Consider the following 18,001-nt stretch of genomic DNA (forward strand, 5'->3'; position numbering starts at 1 on the left):
ATAAAACGACTTAGCTTTAAATTAGTAAATGTAAAGATGCTGATTAGATGAAAAATATATTATTACCCACGGATTTCTCAGAAAACTCATGGAATTCTATTAAATATGCCATTAATTTTTTTGAAAAAGAACCTTGTAACTTTTACCTATTACACGTGAATAGAGTAAGCGACAATTTAATTAACGGTTCTCCATATATAGCTTCAGATGAAGTTGTAGAAGATGTCTATACGAAACCAGCAAAACAAAAATTGCGAAAAATTTTAAAGCGCATAATAACAGATTTTTCACCCAATAAAAATCATAGATTTTATAAACTTTCTGATTTTAATTTTTTTATTGAATCTATTAGAAAACATGTAGAAGAAAGAAAGATAGATTGTATTGTTATGGGTACTAAAGGTGCGTCTGGTTTAAAAAAGATGATTATTGGTAGTAATACTGGTGATGTTATTAAAAAAGTAAAATGCACCACTCTAGCAGTTCCAGAAAGCGCAGAATTTGTTAAATTGAAGGAAATAGCGTTTATTACAGATTTTTCATTAACCTACGATATGCAAATATTACAACCACTTTCCGAAATTCTAGAAACATACCAATCGGCATTAAGAATTCTTCATATTATAAAGAAGAAAACTCCTTTAAACGCCGACCAAAATAAAAACCGAGAATTATTGGATGACTATTTTAATCACCTAAACCATAGTTTTTATTATTTAACTAATAAAAAAGTGGAGGACGCAATACAGTGTTTTGTAGAGAGTAGGAATATAAATATGATATGTATGGTTGCAAAAAATTTAAATTATTTTCAGCAAATATTATTTCATTCAAAAGTTGAAGAAATAAGCTATCATACAGAAATACCATTTTTAGTGTTACACGAAAAAACATAATATACTATGGATAATTCAATTTTCTTAGCAAAATTTTGGGGGTGGTATCTTATTATTTTCTTTTTTATATTAAGTTTTAACCCCAAGCGTATCAAACAAATTTTTAATGATTTAAACGACGAGAAATTTTTAATTATTTCATCTTTCATTGCAATAATTGTAGGTTTGCTAAACATTTTGTTTCATAATATTTGGCAACCAAACTGGAAACTCCTTATTACACTTATTGGATGGATTTCTCTTTTTATAGGCTTATCCTTGTTTATTTTTCCAAAACGCACGGTAGCTCTTCTGGAGTTTGTTAATATAAAACTAGTACAACTTATATATACCTTATTGTTTTTTACAGGATTATTTTTGCTTAATTTAGTTTATGGAATTATACCTATGTAATTTTTTAAACTGATATATATCATTTCACATTAAGGTTTGGTCATATAAATTAGCACTATTATTTAAACGTTCTTACGCATACTAGTAGTCTAAAAATCATGGTGTTTAAAAGTATTGTTTAATTTAATTGACTCTTATTTATTGCTTTGGCAGTAATTTGAATTACGGTTTAAAAATTGAATAATAAATTTAACCTCCTAAGGGACAGGAAGCTTAGGCTTCCTGTTTTTCATTAAAGAAACTTAGATGTTAAAAATGCGTATTTTCAAAACTGATATATATCATTTTCTTTTTAAAACAAGTAAGTTATATTAGTACCATTATTAAAAAGTTCTTTTACTTAAAAATATTAAAATATAGGTATTATCGTTGTAAAATGATATACTAAAACAAAGTGTTTGAAGCTATTATTTGGCAAGAAAACCTCAATGTCGTCTTTGGAAACAGAGGGTATATTGCAGAAAACCAAAAGCTCAATGATAAAATTAGATACTTTGGAAAAACAGGAAGTTTCGGCTTCCTGTTTTTTATAAAGAAAAGCAGCGCATTGCATTTTTAAAATGTTTAGCACTGTTTAGAAATGTTTGGGGATATTTGCTATTTGAAGATTTGATACAGCTTTTATTAGAAGTATTAATGATTAGAAAAGGATGGTTAATAAAATCGGACATTTCAATAAGGAAACAGGAGGTTTCGACTTCCTGTTTCCTATTTCTAGAGTGGCTATTAATCAATTCGCATGCTTTATAATGTGGAGAAAAAAAAGGAAATGCTTTTTAAGACATTTCCTTTTTTTTGTTTTAGTCCGCACCTTTAAATTCACACTTCTTATAGCAAGGGATGCAATCTGATATATATCATTGTGTCTAAGTGGTTTAGTGTTTAATTTTAAGGGTAATACTTTTAGCCATGAGAAAAATATTGATTCCTACAGATTTTTCAGAAAATGCCCTGAATGCTTTAAAATATGCTACAGACTTATTTAAGTATGAGGTTAGCGAATTTTACATCATGCATGCCTATCAAGACGATGTTTATTCTGATGAGGTTTTATTGTCTAGAGAAACGTTGGATGAGGTTAAAACCATTGTTAGTAATACATCTGTTGAAAAACTTGAAAATATTAAAAAAAAGATAGTAGGTATTTCGCCAAACCCTAGGCATACTTTTAATATTGTTTCTGCCAATAATATACTTTTGGATGAAGCAGATAAAATTGTAGATAAACAGAATATTGATATTATCGTTATGGGTACTAAAGGCAAAACCGACGATAAAAAATTAACCTTTGGGAGTAACACTTTGCAAGTTTTAAAGTATGTTCAATGCCCTGTATTGGCTATACCAGCAAACTACAAATATACACAGCCAAAGCATATTCTTTTTCCAACTAATTATATGATACCCTACAAAAGACGGGAACTAAAATTACTTTGTGAAATGATATCACCTTATAGAGCTATAGTCGACATACTCTACATTTCTAAAAGTAGTAAGCTATCACGGAGACAGCAAGACAATAGAGATTTTATCAAAGAGGAACTATGTAAAAATACAATCAACTTCAAAATAGAAAGCAGTAAACATATTATTAATACTATCTACAAATATATTAAAGAGCACCCTATTGATATGCTTATAATGGTAAATACAACTCATTCTTTTTTAGAAAACATACTATTTAAGTCTTCAATAGATGAATTGAGTTTAAATCTGGATATTCCATTTCTAGCATTGCAGAACATGAAACGCAGTTAAGTAAAAATTTAAAATTTAATAACATGAAAAATATTCTTCTTCCCACCGATTTTTCAGAGAATTCTTGGAATGCCATAAAATATGCATTGCAATTATTTAAAAACGAAACCTGTAAATTTTATCTATTAAATGCATACACCCCAGTAATTTATGACGTAGAATATGTTTTGGGAAATCCAGCGCAATTTGGTTTAGGAGATGCGATAAGAGAAAATGCTTTAAAAAAATTAGATGATTTTAAAATAAGAATAGCCAAAGAATTTAAAAACCCAAAACATACCATTGAAACTATGGCGGCATTTAATACGTTGGTTTCAGAATTAAAAGAAGTTGTTAAAAAAAAGGCTATAGATTATGTGGTTATGGGAACAAAAGGAGCTACTGGCGCAAGAGAAATTCTATTTGGATCAAATACGGTACATGTTTTTAAAAATGTAAAATGCCCTATAATAGCAATACCAGATGGTTTTGTTTTTGAAAAACCACATGAGGTATTATTTCCAACAGATTACGAGATTGATTATAAAGACCATCATATAAAGCCTATCCTTAATATTATAGCACTTTTTAATACAAGAGTCAATATTTTAAATGCCACTTACGGATATGACTTATCTGAAATCCAAAAAACCAATAAAAAAATATTAGAAACGTATTTTAAAAAAGAAGCGCACTTATTTCACAGTGTAAGTAACCAAAATGTTTCTGAGGCAATTACAAATTTTCAACTAAAGACCAGAGTAAACTTATTGGTTATGATTAATAACAAACATTCTTTTTTCGAGAATTTGTTTTTCAAAAATACCATAAACCAAATAGGGTTTCATTTAAATATCCCATTCATGGTAATTCCAGCAAAACTATATAAAACTTGAATCATGAAACGACACATTCTATTACCAACAGATTTTTCAGATAACTCATGGAGTGCTACCGTGTATGCCTTAAAACTTTTCGCAGATGTAGAATGCACATTTTATTTTTTAAACTCTACTATAATAAAAGTATCAACTCTTTCTAATCTTTCAAACAAATTATTAAAGACCATGCAGGAAGCTGCTATGAAAGAATTATTGGATTTAAAAGCATTGGCAGAAAGCGGTAATGCCAATTCAAATCATAACTTTCGAACAATTTTAAGTTCAAAAGATCTAAAACAAGCTATAAAAATAGCAATTGGTAAAAGGAACATAGATTTAATAGTTATGGGCACAAAAGGTGCTACAGGTGCAAAAGAATTTTTCTTTGGCAGTAATACAGTTCATGTTATAAAGAGTATAAATAATTGTCCAGTGTTAATTGTGCCAGAGGAGTTCGATTTTGTTGAACCCTTACAAATAGCTTTCCCAACCGATTTTAATCGGTTTTATGATAATAAGGAATTGCAACCTATAAAGCAATTGGCGGATTTATATAATTCAAAAATTAGAATTTTGCATATTAATGACGAACAAGAACTGAATGAAATTCAAGAGTATAATATAAGGATATTACAGAATTATTTGAGCAATTATGAACACAGTCTCCATTGGATGCCAAAGTATACTAATAAAACAACAGAAATTAATGATTTTATAGAGGAATTAGGAATTAACATACTTGCAATGGTAAAATACAAGCATAGTCTAATAGAAAAAATAATTAAGGAACCAGTAATAAAAATGATAGGGTTTAATCCTATTATACCATTTTTGGTTATACCAGAATGAGCTGATATTTATCATTGCCATTCATATATTCTAGAATTAAATTTAGGTTATAAATTAAAAGGAAACCCCATGAAACGTAAAATATTATTGCCAACAGACTTTTCAAAAAATGCTTGGCACGCTATAACTTTTGCGTTGGAATTATATAAAAAAGATCAATGTGTTTTTTATATTCTAAACGTGTTTTCTGCTACTAGCAATGTTGTTGATACTCTAATAAATATGGAACCTGGGAGTGAACTGTATGAAACGGCTAAATTAGATTCTGAAAATGGACTAGCAAAAGTTTTGGATATGATAGCTTTTAAGGATTCAAAAAATCCAAAACATCATTTTGAAATCATTTCTACCTTTAATAACATAGTTGAGGCCATTAAAAATATAGTTGAAGAAAAGGATATAGAAATGATTGTTATGGGTACTAAAGGTAAAACCGGCTCTAGAAAAAATGTATTTGGTACTGTAGCCATTAATGTCATGGAAAAGATAAGAAACTGTCCCGTTATTGTTGTTCCAGAAATGGCAAAATTAGAGTTACCAAAAGAGATTGTTTTCCCTACAAGTTTTAAAACACATTTTAAAAGAAGAGAATTATATTACCTAATAGATTTAGCTAAAAAGTGTGATGCTTCGATTAGAATCTTACATATTTCTGCAGAAAAAAAACTTAATGAGAAACAAATTAATAACAAAAAATTACTTGAAGAGTATTTTGAAGAAGTGTATTATACTTTCCATACACTTAGCCACATGGATGTACCCACGGCTATTAATTGTTTTGTTGAAAGTAGAGAAAGCGATATGGTAGCTTTTATTAATAAAAAGCACCTTTTTTTCGGAAGCATATTAACACATCCTTTAGTAAAAGAAATTGGTTACGACTCTAAAGTGCCTCTTTTAGTAATGCACGATCTAAGAAATTAAAAACGAATGTTAAAGCTTGATAACATATTACAAATGAAAGTTGGTGTTTGGTTAGATAAAAAACAGGCAATTATAGTTACACTTTATAATGGAGAAACAAGTTTAAATACCATTTTGTCTAATATTGAAGATTTTCATATTCATGGTGGTTCAGGAACACGATTAAAAGGTGGTCCACAAGATGTTGTACAAGATAGTAAATACCTAGAACGGGAAAAACATCAGCTAAAAAAATACTTTGATGATATAATTCTACAAATTAAAGAAGCTAATGCTATTGTGCTTTTTGGTCCCGCAGAAACCTGCATTAAATTTAATAAACAGTTAATAAATCATCATAAAGATTTAAGTAAAAAGGTTAAAGGAGTTGTAAAAATAGACAGTATGACCAAGCCACAAGTGAAAGCTTGGGTAAAAGCTTTCTTCAAAGAAAACAGATTATAGTTATTATTTATTGAATTAAATTTTATAACACCAAAAGATGGAAACGGGTACTATTGAAATTATCAAATCATCTGGAGAAAAGGCAAAATTTTCATTAAAAAAATTAAAAGCTTCTTTAAATCAAATTGGTGCTGATCAGAATACTGTTAATCAAATTATAGATAAAGTTAGAGATGAGGTGTATCAAGGGATTTCAACAAAAGAAATCTATAATAGAGCATTTGCGCTTCTAAAGAAGAAGAAAAGCTATTTGGCATCAAAATACAAACTAAAAAAAGCTATTTACGAGTTGGGACCAACGGGTTTTCCTTTTGAGCGATTTATTGGTGAGATATTACAGTATTCGGGATTTGAAACCGAAATCGACAAAATTATACAAGGGCAATGTGTTACCCATGAAATTGATGTCATAGCTCATAAAAACAATGAAACAACTATAATAGAATGTAAATTTCACAACGAACAAGGACTTAATTGTAACATTAAGATACCACTCTACATAAATTCGCGATATAACGATGTAAAAGCTCATTGGAATACCAATAAAAAAAAGAAATCCACACTTACAAAAGGTTGGGTGGTAACAAATACGCGCTTTACAGAAGGTGCACTTCAATACGGTAAATGCATAAATCTATATTTATTAAGTTGGGATTACCCCAAAAATGATGGTTTAAAAGACCGAATAGACCGTTTAGGATTATATCCAATTACGGTCTCTACATTATTAACCAATAGAGAAAAACAGTTTCTGTTAAGTAGAGATGTGGTGTTGTGCAGAACCTTGGTAGGCGATACCTTTTATTTAGACCATTTAGGAATTTCGGAAACTAGAAAAGAAAACATATTGAATGAAATAAAAATGTTGTGCAACGCTTAAAATAGCACAGATGGAAAATTTTGCAAGAATTAATTTTTTAGGAGCAGCTGGTGTGGTTACGGGCTCAAAATTTCTTATTGAAACTTCAGAAAGAAATATATTAATAGACTGCGGGATGTTTCAAGGATTAAAAGAATTAAGAGAACTTAATTGGAGTAATTTACCTGTAGATGTTGCAAGTATTGATTTGGTATTACTAACACATGGGCATTTAGACCATGTAGGCTTCTTACCGCGATTATTAAAACAAGGATTTAGAGGTAAAATTATTGGTACAGCGCCAACTTTAGCTATTGCCGAAATCATCTTAAAAGATAGTGCTAAAATTCATGAAGAAGATGCCGAAAAAGCAAATAAAGATAAATTCACCAAGCATAATTCGGCATTGCCATTTTATACCAAGTTTGAAGTAGAAAAAACCATAGCACAATTTCAAGTAGAATTCCCAGATAAATGGATAACGCTTTCAGAGCATATATCATATCGCTTTCAATATAGCGGGCATATTATAGGAGCTACTTTTATTGAGTTGGATATTAACGGAAAACGCTTTGTGTTTTCTGGCGATATTGGAAGACCAAATGATTATTTACTAGAAGACCCAAAAAAACCAGAATGGGCAGATTTTTTATTTATTGAAAGCACCTATGGTAATAAGTTGCATCCAAAGGAAAATATTGAAGATATTTTATCACAACTCATCAACGAAACCATTCATAAAGGAGGTAATTTAATCATCCCTAGTTTTGCAGTAGAGCGTTTGCAAACACTTATGTATTTACTTTGGAAGCTTTACAAAAAGAATAAAATACCCAACATTCCTATTTTTATTGATAGCCCAATGGGGAATAATGTTTTAGAAGTATTTCGGCGTTTTCCTAAATGGCATAAATTGTCTTTGGCAGATTATAATGCTATGTGCAATCATATAAATATTATTCAATCGTATAAAGAAACCTGGGAAACCATTGATGACAAACGATCTAAAATAATTATTGCTGGTAGTGGCATGGTAACTGGCGGGCGTGTGCTTACATATTTGCAACAACTTATTGACGAGCCATCTACAACTGTTTTGTTAGTAGGCTATCAAGCAGAAGGCACAAGAGGCAGACAGTTACAGGACGGCGTTCATGAAATTCGTTTTTTTGGAAAATATTACCCTGTAAAAGCTACCATTAAGCACATTGAAAGTCTTTCGGCGCATGCAGACCAAAACGATTTATTGAATTGGATGAGTAACATTAAAAATATTCCAGAAAAAGTCTTTTTAGTTCATGGTGAGTCTATGGCTTTAGATGGATTTCGAGTAAAAATAAAGGACACTTATAATTGGCAAGTTACTATACCTAAACTTACTGATGTTGAAAAAATATTGATATAAAACATATAGAAAATGGAAACCCTAATACACAAATACCAAAGTTTCAATATTGATAAATCTATTGAAGAATTGCAATACAATACATTAAAAGAGGAAACTAGTCTGGAAAATTTAAAATTTGAACTTCAATTTTATAAAATGCTATTGAGTAAACCTATTTTTAAACCCCATGTTATGAATTTATATGAAAGGCTAACTAAGTTTAAAAATGAGATAGATACTCTGAATAAAAATGGCGTCTCACTTTTAAATGAATTAAGCAAACACGCACATCGAATAAGAAAAAAAATTGAATGTAACGATTTGACTTTCGATAATTTATTAATTAAAAATCATGATGAAATTGAACTCAAGGTTTTCAATTATAAGACTAAAATTTTCAACTTCAAATTTAGGTTATTTCAATACATAGAAAGTGCTATGATTAAATAAAAAATTAATAAAAGAGGTTCAATTGTAATGTAACCGACTGATATATATCATTGCAAAAAGGTGTTTCTGTAAATATATTAGTGTTGAAAAATAAGTTTAACCTAAATATATATTATTATGACAACATTAATGAAACGCAGAAGAAAAAGAAATGGTTTGTCGCCATTTGAAAGTCAATTATTAACGCCTTGGAGCAACAGTCTTTTAAGACCTTGGGGCGGTAGATTATTCCCTTCTAATCTTAGTAGCCTTACAAGATTTGATGACATCTTTAATGAAGATTTCTTTGAAGATGATAGTTTAATGCCAGCTTTAAATGTAAAAGAACATAAGGAAGATTTTGAAATTGAACTAGCAGCTCCTGGATTTAACAAAAAAGATTTTGAAGTAACCATTGAAGAAGATATACTTCATGTTTGTGGTGAAAAAGAAGTTGAAGAGGCCAAGGAAGAAGATGACTATTCTCGTAAAGAATTTAGTTATAAATCTTTTAAAAGATCTATGATGCTTCCAAATACGGTAGATTTAGATCAAGATGTAAAAGCAGTCTACAAAAATGGAATTTTAAAAGTGAAACTCCTTAAAAAAGAAGAAGTAACTCCAGAAGAACCTGCTAAAAAAGTAATTGAAGTTAATTAATCCCCCTCAGGCAGAAAGCAGTAATCTCTCAAGATATTGCTTTCTGCTTTTTAAATTTTAAAATCATGAAAACTAAAAGTAACAGACCAAAATATGTAGCATGGTTAAGTGCAGAAACAATGCATAATGCATCAAAAAAATGGTTATCTGAATTAGAATTCGCCAAAGATGAGCAACTTTTTTTTGATGATTTAGTAAAGTCATATACACTTCAGCTTATTGATTCAAAGCATTTTAATGAAAGCAAAAAAGTAGTAAACGAATTAGGTAAACTTCAAAAGAAAACAGATAGGTTAATAGAAACTGTTAAAGAGCATGAAAGAGGGCTTGAAATTATGGTAGATGGTATAGACCAAATAGAGCTAGAAAATGCCTATAAAGATGAACATGGAAAACTTATTATTACAATGGCTGATTTTTTAGAATCTTATAAAACATTAAAAACGAAATTATTTGTACTTGTTAAGAGTGTTTTAAAGAGTAACAAACAAAAACGATTACTCAAATAAAAAAAATGAAATTTATAACCGTAATAATACTTGGTTTACTAGCCATTAGCTGTACTACAACTGAGTTGGTTGAAAACTGGAAAAATCCAGATATAGAGACATATAGCCCTAATAAAGTCTTATTAGTTGGTATGACCTCAAATGCTGAAGCAAGACAACAATTTGAAAAACAATTACAAGATGAATTTATATCCAGAGGTATTGAATCTGTGATGAGTTTAGAACTTTTCAACCCATCATTTACGACAGAAAAAAAGACTAAAGAAGACTTAAAAATACTTGAAACCAAACTCGTTAATGATGGTTTTGATACGGTATTATTCACAAAAGTAATAGGCGTAGAAGATAAAATTGAATACAAAAAATATTATGATAGTTATGATAGTACCTATAGGAAATTTAGCGAAGATTATTTAAAATACCAAGATGCTTTTTATAACCCAGATTATTATCTAGAATATTCAATTTATCATACCGAAACATTAATGTATTGTATTTGTCCAACAAAAGAGCGCGAACTTATTTGGAAAGGCTATATAGATATCACTGATCCACAATCAATCGATGAGACCGTTAACGATTATGTTAGATTGGTTATAGTAGTCTTAGAAGAACAACAGCTTATAAACCCTATACTTTTAGAAGACAACATAAATGAAGAAACCATTTAATACTGGCAATTTAAAGATAAACAAGATTATTGGCTTGATTTTATTGGTGTTAAGTTGTTCTTCAACAAAACTAATTGAAAGTTGGAAAAATCCAGAATATTACGCATTTAACCCTAAAAAAATACTGGTTGTTGGCGTTACTCCAAATTATGAGGCACGTAAAGCTTACGAGTTTCAACTCATAAAAGAATTAAATAAAAGAAAAATAAATGCGCTTCAGAGTGCGGTAGTTTTTCAGAAATCATTTCAAGATTCTAAACAAACCGAAAGAGACATAGAAGTTGAAGTAGATAAATTACTTTCTAATGGCTATGACACAGTTTTAGTTTCTTTAGTAAAAGGGGTAGATTTAAATCAATCGTATGCTAGTGATTCTCCAAAAACCGATTATCATTTAAGAAAATTCATAGGCTATTATTTATTATATCAAGACGTTTATTTTAATGAAGACTACTTTGATAGTTATAAAGTTTTTAATATTGAAACATCTATTTATAATTTAAAAAAGGATTCAGATAAATCTATTGTTTGGAGAGGATTTTTTGATTTGATTGGTCCAGAAAACAGTTCTAAAGCCATTGATTCTCATATAAAGAAGCTTATTAAAACTTTAGAAAAAGAAAAAATCATCCCTAAGTTGTAAATCAATTTATCCGGGAATAATGCCTTCTAGAATATCCCCAACAAAATATGAAACTAATGCTGCTTAGTAAGTAATTATTTGTTTACTGAAAAAGAACCGTTACGAGATGAAGTTATTGCTGTAATGAATGAAAGACCAAGTCTAAGAAATAGAGCAACTTCATCAGAAAGAATAATAACCAAAATAAAAGACTTTATTGAGACTTTTATTAATGGAATGGGATAAAAAAACCCACAACTTACGTTATGGGTTTTTTTTGCGGAGAAAGAGGGATTATCTTTATGAAATCTACTAAACCCTTAAAACCCTCACCAACCCTGTGTTTATCTATAATTGAAGCACATTGAGTTAGCTCTCAGTATTTCATAATATTCCATAATAATCTATAATATTTCAATTTGGTTGACTAGATGTTGACTAAACCTTATATTGTATAACTTTTATAATTGTATGGCAACAATCAAATACATATTGCAAAGTAAAAACAATCCAGCACCTATTTATTTAAGGATGTCTCTAGGTAGGGGCAAGGTCTTAAAAAGAAAATCTGGATATGTTATTGATCCTAAGTCCTGGAGTACATCAACAGGATTTCCAAAACCAAATAATGCTACCAACAAAAGTATCAAAGCGAAACTAATTAGTTTACAAGGTTCCGTGGTAGAAAAATATAATAATGATAATGCTCTAGGGGAACCAATCGACGGTGATTGGCTATTGGATACTATTAATAATTTGCAAAATAGAGTTAATGAAAATAACAAGGAGTATTTGGTTGAGTATTGTAATTATTTCATCGAGAAATTACCTTATGGAGTTAACAATAAAGGACAAAAAGGGGCTAGTAAAGCAACATTAACTAAATATAATACTATTCTTAAAAAACTAAAGGGTTTTGAAGCCTTTAGAAGAAAGAAGTATTTAATAAAACAGGTCGATTTAAGCTTTAGAAGTGAATTTATTCAATACTTGTCTGAAAAGGAAAAAATAAATGATAATACAATTGGTAGGTACATTTCATTTGTTAAGACCATTGTTTATGATGCTCGTAAAAATGGCTATACTCTAAACCCACAAATTCTGGATTTCAAAGGCTTTACAGTTAAACCTCCAATAGTCACATTATCCTTCGATGAGATTGATACAATTAAAAGTCATGAGTTTGAAACAGATAGATTAAATACGGCTAGAGACTGGTTAGTCATCGGCTCATATTGTGGTCAAAGAGTTAGCGATTTACTGAGAATGAATAAAGACATGATTGAAACTATTAATGGTTATAAATTTATTGTATTAGAACAAGTCAAGACTGGAAAGCTTGTTCAGATTCCAATTCATCCGGAAGTAAGGAATATTTTGGAAAGTAGAAATGATCAATTCCCTGAAATATTTGGAAAGACAGCGCAGAGTAATAGTACAATATTTAACAAATTGATAAAGGAAGTTTGCCGATTAGCTAAGATAAATGATATTGTTGAAGGCAATTTAAATAACCCTGAAACCGGAAGGCGTGAATTTGGACATTATGAAAAATGGAAATTAGTTACTTCTCATATTTGTAGGAAAAGTTTTGCAACAAATTTTTATGCTTTACAAGAATATCCAACCCCTTTATTGTTAAATATAACGGCTCATAGCACTGAGGTTCAGTTTTTGGATTACATAGGTAAGAAGCCAATTGATTATAGTTTACAATTAGCCAAACTTTGGAATAAATAATATTATGGGAACAATTAAGTATACAGACATTCCTGATTCAAAGGATCCATTTGTAAATTATATTGTATTTATACAATTGTTTGATTTAAATCAGGAATGTTATATTGAATTTGCCAAAAATTTGAGAGTATATCATCAAGAAGTGTTACTATATATTGAAAATAAAACAATAGAATTAAGTAAAGATCAATTTCTAAAGTTTAAAAAGATTAATTTAAAAAAGCTTAGAAAGTTAAAGAATTTGAAAAAACCAACAATTAAAGAATTTAATTTAGTTGTTAAGCCTTATGGATACTGGGTAAGTCTTAAAAAAGTTTGGTTAGAAATGTTATTACATTTCGAACCTGATTCTACATTATTAGAAGATTTGAGTTTTCTAATTCCTAATACAGAATATTTGGATAATAGTAAAGAGAACCAAATCTGTTTATTACAAGATACTTTTTATAGAATGGCTTTTAATTTGTCGTTAAATGAGATTAGAAAAAATTTCGAAATAAAAGAATACATTGAACAAGAAATCAATTATGATAAAGGAGATGCCAAGGAAGAAAAAATTAAGGATGAAGATTATAGTGTTGAAAATTATTATTTAAAATCGTACGCTATTTATTTAATTTATAGTGATAAACCTACTGATTTAAAAAGTTGTGATGAATTTGCAAAGTCTAAAGGGAAAAAGAATGGAAATAAACTTTATGTACATGTTAATTTGTTTAGAAGAAAAGAAAATTTACTACGCTTTGAATCGGAAAGAGCGAATGGCTGGAAATTAACTTATTTTAAACAAGCTCTAAAAAAATTAGAATCAGAACATAATAATGTAGCCATAGAAAAATTAAAAGAAGACTACCAAGTATTTAAAAATAAAATATATAATTAATCTCCACTTATAAACTGGTTATATCCAGTTTCAGTCAATCTATTTTCATTGCTTTGATGTTGGAAACAACATAGATAGTAATGATTAATCCTTTTGAAGAAATATATACACGGCTTGCAGGAATCGAGAAGGTTCTTCACAAAAATTCCATTACTAATTCCGAATCACTTACGAATAATGATGAGTTATTGACAAAGAAACAAGTTTGTAAGCTACTTGAAATTAGTCAATCAACTTTATGGCGTTGGACACGTGATTCAGAACTCAATGCATATGGAATTTGTAACAGGGTTTATTACAAGAAAAGTGAAATCATGGCTAAACTCAAAAAAATTAATTAGCTATGATACAACTCAAAAATGAATTCTTAGGTACAGGTGAAGTTAAAGGGTTTCAATTCCGCCAAATAAGAGTTGCAAACCAGGCTTTTTTGTACGAAGTCGATACAGGTGGCACCAAACATTATGAGGTGTTTAGAAAGGTTGTAAATCGTCGATTCACATGTGTTTCTTATCCTAGGTCTAAATCATTTGGGAAATGGGCATGGTGCTATATATCTAAACAAAAGGCTGAAAACAAATTTAATGAACTTATTAACTCTGGAAATTATGAATAATTTCGTTCCACCTCCACCAGATCCGTTGATACAAACTGTATTAGAGAATTCGTTAATCAACCCTTTTAAAGAAATACCAATGTCTCCTAAAATACTAACAATTAACGATGAAATTTTCGGTACGAGAGGCAATTTTTCTTGTCTCGTTGGTAAACCAAAATGTAGAAAGACTTTTTTACTAAGTCTTTTGGAATCTATATGCCTTAAAGATAGTATTGGTCAGGGGTTAATTCGTTCCTACATTGATAATACCAACATTTTGCATTTTGATCTTGAACAATCAAATCATCATGTATATAAATATTCAAAAAGAATTCATGATCTAACAGGTAATAATCAAATAATTCAAAATTTAAAAATTTATTCATTAAGAGAATATGATATTCATACCAGAATTAGTGCAATAAAGTCTGCCATTTATTCTATTGAAAACATATCACTAGTAGTTATTGATGGAATGGCGGATTTAGTTGAAAGTTATAATGATGAAATGGAATCCTCATTTATTACTAAAAAATTGATGAAATGGAGTAAATTAAAAAATCTTCACATTTTAGTAGTTATACATTCATCCAAAAGAGAGATTGAACCAAAAGGGCATTTAGGTAGTCAAATACTACAAAAGGCAGAAACAGTTTTATTAGTAGATAATGATTCAAAGCAAAATATAACTACTGTGTCTTCATACGCATCAAGAAACCAAGAAACACCTTCATTTAAATTTAGAGTGGATTCTAATGAATTACCCCAATTAATTATATAACTATATATATGCACACCCCTTTAGGGGGGTGTGCTATATATTATATTAAGTATAATTATTAAAATAGAATTTATGAAGTGTAATAAATATGCGAAGTCTAATATTTTCTCTTTTAATTTCAAAAAGGTATATTCATATTAATAAACTTCAAAACCTTGTAAATCTTCACTTCGCATACCAAATAAACGATATCTGAAGCAATTTATACATCTATTAAATGGTAGTTAAATATCTACCCTTCATATTTTGACTTTTGTTAATCTTCTAAACATATAATCATGAAGACATTCGCTGAGGCTCGTCAAGCCCTAATTGACAACGCTCAAAAAACAGTAGTAACTAAAACCATTGTGAACAATCCTGTTGCATCCACTTGTGCTGTAACTTATATCACTGGTAGTACCATCGCTTACACTTGTGCAGGCGTAGCATTTAAAACTGCATTAGCATACTCTTGTGGTGTTGCTCTAGTTTATGGTTCTATTGGATATGGTGCATACCATTTACTAAAGAAATAATACTAAAAACATAGTCCATTTAGACCCTAAAAGCGGGTATGATCATACCACATTGGAGCTATCCAAAAGCGGGTATGAATAGACCCTATTTCACACCCATAAGTATATAGAAATCAGTGCACTAAGTGTAAACAGTGTGCACGTTTATATATATATACACTGATTGTGCACACATTTACAAGCTTACAAGTTTGTATTATAACTATATATAATAGGGCACAGGTGTGTACTCGAATGGTACACACAGCGTACTACACTGGTTTACTATTTACACTGATTACACTGGTTGTAGGCATTAATCTTGTACAATAAAAGGTCTTATAAGCACACTGATTGTGTGCACATTTATAATACTAATAGGGTATAAAAAGTGTGTACATTATGTAAATACGTGTTTTTTGGTTATTGTATTAAATTTAGGTATTCTGTAAATCCAAAACTATATTTACATTGTTGTTAATATGTCCTTGATAATCAAAAAAAGGGATCAGTCTAAACAATGATTTCTAGGCAAAGAAAACAGGTGAAGCATAAATTAAAGATTCAGTAAAAAAAATATAAAAAATATAAAATCATTTTATTTAATCCTCACGGATGGCTACTACTAAAATACGCCCTACCTGTTCTTCGTTTTTTGGGTACGCCGCCATCAAATAAGAATATCAAAAAAGAGAGTCCGTTTGAATATTTACATTTAATTAATCTGCCAAAGCTATATTTACATAACGGTCTGTTATAATACATTCATTCACTTTCTGTACTATAACGCCATTATATAAAATAGCCGCTAGCCTTTGCGCTCAATAGCACATTTCTTTTTATTTCTTTAAAAAGAAAAGAGCTACCCTTTTCCTTTCATAAGTAACTTATAATCCACTATGCTATCACATAACTCCTTATAAGTCACCTATTCATTTGCGCTTTCCTACAACAAAAACATCACAAACAAATATTAACTAAAAAAGACCTGGTAACAGGCATTATATTATGTTACACAACAGTAAAATTGTATTAGCAAAAGGCGTTAGAGTCATTGGAAGTGTCATGCACTTCACATTGCAAACAGCTGCAGATTTAGTATTAGAAGGAGAGGTTAAAGCTTTGAATAAGCTAGACGTTTACGAATTAACCCTCAAAGATCTAAGGAAAGCACGTGTAGAACGAACGAAGCTTAAGCAGTACAAGTTAAAACAAACATCTAAAACGTTCTTAAAACGCTCAAAACCATCGTCTAAATCGGATGATAATAAAGGTTTAATAAATCAACTTATAAACGAATAAGACAATGATACAATATAAACTAAAAGAACGGAGAAAAGGGTTACCAATACCTATTGTGAAGAATAAAAGGAAACTCTTATCAGATAGAATTCCAAATAGAAAGCCTCTGCCATTAAAAGCAGGGGCTTTTGTGTTTACAGGATTCGTCTTATTCGGTATAGCGTTAGGAGCAGCTATTAGCACCTATGTATTCTTTGGAATAATCTCTTTAGCTGGACTAATAGCTATAGCAGAAAGTAACAAGTACATAAGATACCTCATTGTAAAAAGCAATAAGCTGTTAGATGTTCTAATTTTTATAGGAACTATATATGCTACTGTTTCATTAGGAATTACAATTACGGCATCATTAACAATAGCAGGGTTAGGCTACACATTAGTCTATGCGCCATGGCTGAGGTCAAAAAAATAAAAAACTTAATAATAATTATTAATTCAAAGGGTAATGCAGCAATGTGTTACCCTTTTTTAATTTCTAAAAAATGAAACATTCAATCGCAGAAATCAAGATTAACTACATGCCACAAAAGTTAAACCCAATAACTAAAATCACTCATAGCGAAAAAGCCTATGAAGTATTATTAGAACATTGGGACAAAGGAACAATAGAATTTTTGGAGCAGTTCAAATTGCTGATTCTTAATAATTCCAATCAAGTGTTAGGGGTGCTAACACTAAGTCAAGGAGGTCTCACCAGTACATCCGTAGATTTGCGCATACTTTTTGGAGTATTGTTAAAAAGCGCGGCAACAGGCTTTATCTGCTGCCACAACCATCCGAGTTCGAAGCTAAAGCCAAGCTCAATGGATGTTGCTTTACACAAAAAAATAAAGAAGATCGCTAGTTTTCACCAGATAAACTATCTAGATAATTTAATCATAACAGCTAAAAATGGATATTACAGCTTTCAAGACGAAGGTAAATTTTAACACAAAGACA

24 protein-coding genes are annotated in these 18,001 nt (G+C 29.8%); all 24 read left to right on the plus strand.

Annotation, left to right across the window (positions count from 1 at the left end):
- Positions 1 to 47: 47 nt before the first annotated feature.
- The 24 genes from AC2D6V_RS12230 to AC2D6V_RS12345 all read left to right on the plus strand — a co-directional run bounded on the left by AC2D6V_RS12230 (position 48) and on the right by AC2D6V_RS12345 (position 17,991).
- Positions 48 to 896, plus strand: coding sequence for a universal stress protein (locus AC2D6V_RS12230; protein WP_484648483.1), 849 nt, complete (start codon positions 48 to 50; stop codon positions 894 to 896).
- 6 nt (positions 897 to 902) lie between these two features.
- Complete coding sequence (locus AC2D6V_RS12235) at positions 903 to 1,289, plus strand: hypothetical protein (RefSeq protein ID WP_484648484.1); 387 nt, start codon at positions 903 to 905, stop codon at positions 1,287 to 1,289.
- A gap of 909 nt (positions 1,290 to 2,198) precedes the next feature.
- Complete coding sequence (locus AC2D6V_RS12240) at positions 2,199 to 3,047, plus strand: universal stress protein (protein ID WP_484648485.1); 849 nt, start codon at positions 2,199 to 2,201, stop codon at positions 3,045 to 3,047.
- A gap of 23 nt (positions 3,048 to 3,070) precedes the next feature.
- On the plus strand, positions 3,071 to 3,922 hold the full coding sequence (locus tag AC2D6V_RS12245) for a universal stress protein (RefSeq protein WP_484648486.1): 852 nt from the start codon (positions 3,071 to 3,073) through the stop codon (positions 3,920 to 3,922).
- A 3-nt stretch (positions 3,923 to 3,925) separates the two neighbouring features.
- Positions 3,926 to 4,756 carry a universal stress protein gene (locus tag AC2D6V_RS12250; protein ID WP_484648487.1) on the plus strand — a complete coding sequence of 277 codons (831 nt, stop codon included), beginning with the start codon at positions 3,926 to 3,928 and terminating at the stop codon, positions 4,754 to 4,756.
- A 69-nt stretch (positions 4,757 to 4,825) separates the two neighbouring features.
- Positions 4,826 to 5,680, plus strand: a complete 855-nt coding sequence (locus tag AC2D6V_RS12255) for a universal stress protein (protein WP_484648488.1) — start codon at positions 4,826 to 4,828, stop codon at positions 5,678 to 5,680.
- 6 nt (positions 5,681 to 5,686) lie between these two features.
- Entirely contained in the window at positions 5,687 to 6,124 is a 438-nt protein-coding gene (locus AC2D6V_RS12260; RefSeq protein WP_484648489.1) for a hypothetical protein, read from the plus strand.
- A 37-nt stretch (positions 6,125 to 6,161) separates the two neighbouring features.
- On the plus strand, positions 6,162 to 7,004 hold the full coding sequence (locus AC2D6V_RS12265) for a restriction endonuclease (protein WP_484648490.1): 843 nt from the start codon (positions 6,162 to 6,164) through the stop codon (positions 7,002 to 7,004).
- A gap of 10 nt (positions 7,005 to 7,014) precedes the next feature.
- The gene (locus AC2D6V_RS12270) at positions 7,015 to 8,388 is read left to right on the plus strand and encodes an MBL fold metallo-hydrolase RNA specificity domain-containing protein (RefSeq protein ID WP_484648491.1); all 1,374 of its coding nucleotides are present in this window, start codon (positions 7,015 to 7,017) and stop codon (positions 8,386 to 8,388) included.
- A gap of 12 nt (positions 8,389 to 8,400) precedes the next feature.
- Complete coding sequence (locus AC2D6V_RS12275; protein WP_484648492.1) at positions 8,401 to 8,820, plus strand: hypothetical protein; 420 nt, start codon at positions 8,401 to 8,403, stop codon at positions 8,818 to 8,820.
- Between the two features lie 117 nt (positions 8,821 to 8,937).
- Complete coding sequence (locus AC2D6V_RS12280; RefSeq protein WP_484648493.1) at positions 8,938 to 9,459, plus strand: Hsp20/alpha crystallin family protein; 522 nt, start codon at positions 8,938 to 8,940, stop codon at positions 9,457 to 9,459.
- A 65-nt stretch (positions 9,460 to 9,524) separates the two neighbouring features.
- On the plus strand, positions 9,525 to 9,968 hold the full coding sequence (locus tag AC2D6V_RS12285) for a hypothetical protein (protein WP_484648494.1): 444 nt from the start codon (positions 9,525 to 9,527) through the stop codon (positions 9,966 to 9,968).
- Positions 9,969 to 9,973: 5 nt separating this feature from the next.
- Entirely contained in the window at positions 9,974 to 10,639 is a 666-nt protein-coding gene (locus AC2D6V_RS12290; RefSeq protein WP_484648495.1) for a hypothetical protein, read from the plus strand.
- Positions 10,623 to 11,282, plus strand: coding sequence for a hypothetical protein (locus AC2D6V_RS12295; RefSeq protein WP_484648496.1), 660 nt, complete (start codon positions 10,623 to 10,625; stop codon positions 11,280 to 11,282). The genes AC2D6V_RS12290 and AC2D6V_RS12295 overlap by 17 nt, the downstream gene beginning before the upstream one ends.
- A 78-nt stretch (positions 11,283 to 11,360) precedes the next feature.
- Positions 11,361 to 11,507, plus strand: coding sequence for a hypothetical protein (locus AC2D6V_RS12300; RefSeq protein ID WP_484648497.1), 147 nt, complete (start codon positions 11,361 to 11,363; stop codon positions 11,505 to 11,507).
- 225 nt (positions 11,508 to 11,732) lie between these two features.
- A complete protein-coding gene (locus tag AC2D6V_RS12305) occupies positions 11,733 to 13,001 on the plus strand; it encodes a phage integrase SAM-like domain-containing protein (RefSeq protein WP_484648498.1) in 1,269 nt (422 codons plus the stop codon).
- 4 nt (positions 13,002 to 13,005) lie between these two features.
- Complete coding sequence (locus AC2D6V_RS12310) at positions 13,006 to 13,884, plus strand: hypothetical protein (protein ID WP_484648499.1); 879 nt, start codon at positions 13,006 to 13,008, stop codon at positions 13,882 to 13,884.
- 80 nt (positions 13,885 to 13,964) lie between these two features.
- A complete protein-coding gene (locus tag AC2D6V_RS12315) occupies positions 13,965 to 14,225 on the plus strand; it encodes a helix-turn-helix domain-containing protein (RefSeq protein ID WP_484648500.1) in 261 nt (86 codons plus the stop codon).
- 2 nt (positions 14,226 to 14,227) lie between these two features.
- Complete coding sequence (locus AC2D6V_RS12320) at positions 14,228 to 14,500, plus strand: hypothetical protein (RefSeq protein ID WP_484648501.1); 273 nt, start codon at positions 14,228 to 14,230, stop codon at positions 14,498 to 14,500.
- Positions 14,493 to 15,263, plus strand: coding sequence for an AAA family ATPase (locus AC2D6V_RS12325; RefSeq protein ID WP_484648502.1), 771 nt, complete (start codon positions 14,493 to 14,495; stop codon positions 15,261 to 15,263). Before AC2D6V_RS12320 ends, AC2D6V_RS12325 begins: the two co-directional genes overlap by 8 nt.
- A gap of 278 nt (positions 15,264 to 15,541) precedes the next feature.
- Positions 15,542 to 15,781 (plus strand): hypothetical protein, encoded by a 240-nt coding sequence (locus tag AC2D6V_RS12330; protein ID WP_484648503.1) that lies wholly within the window; start codon positions 15,542 to 15,544, stop codon positions 15,779 to 15,781.
- A gap of 987 nt (positions 15,782 to 16,768) precedes the next feature.
- Entirely contained in the window at positions 16,769 to 17,062 is a 294-nt protein-coding gene (locus AC2D6V_RS12335; protein ID WP_484648504.1) for a hypothetical protein, read from the plus strand.
- A 4-nt stretch (positions 17,063 to 17,066) separates the two neighbouring features.
- Positions 17,067 to 17,474 (plus strand): hypothetical protein, encoded by a 408-nt coding sequence (locus tag AC2D6V_RS12340; RefSeq protein WP_484648505.1) that lies wholly within the window; start codon positions 17,067 to 17,069, stop codon positions 17,472 to 17,474.
- A gap of 70 nt (positions 17,475 to 17,544) precedes the next feature.
- Positions 17,545 to 17,991, plus strand: a complete 447-nt coding sequence (locus AC2D6V_RS12345) for a JAB domain-containing protein (RefSeq protein WP_484648506.1) — start codon at positions 17,545 to 17,547, stop codon at positions 17,989 to 17,991.
- Positions 17,992 to 18,001 lie beyond the last annotated feature (10 nt).

The organism is Algibacter sp. YIN40, from assembly GCF_057219435.1.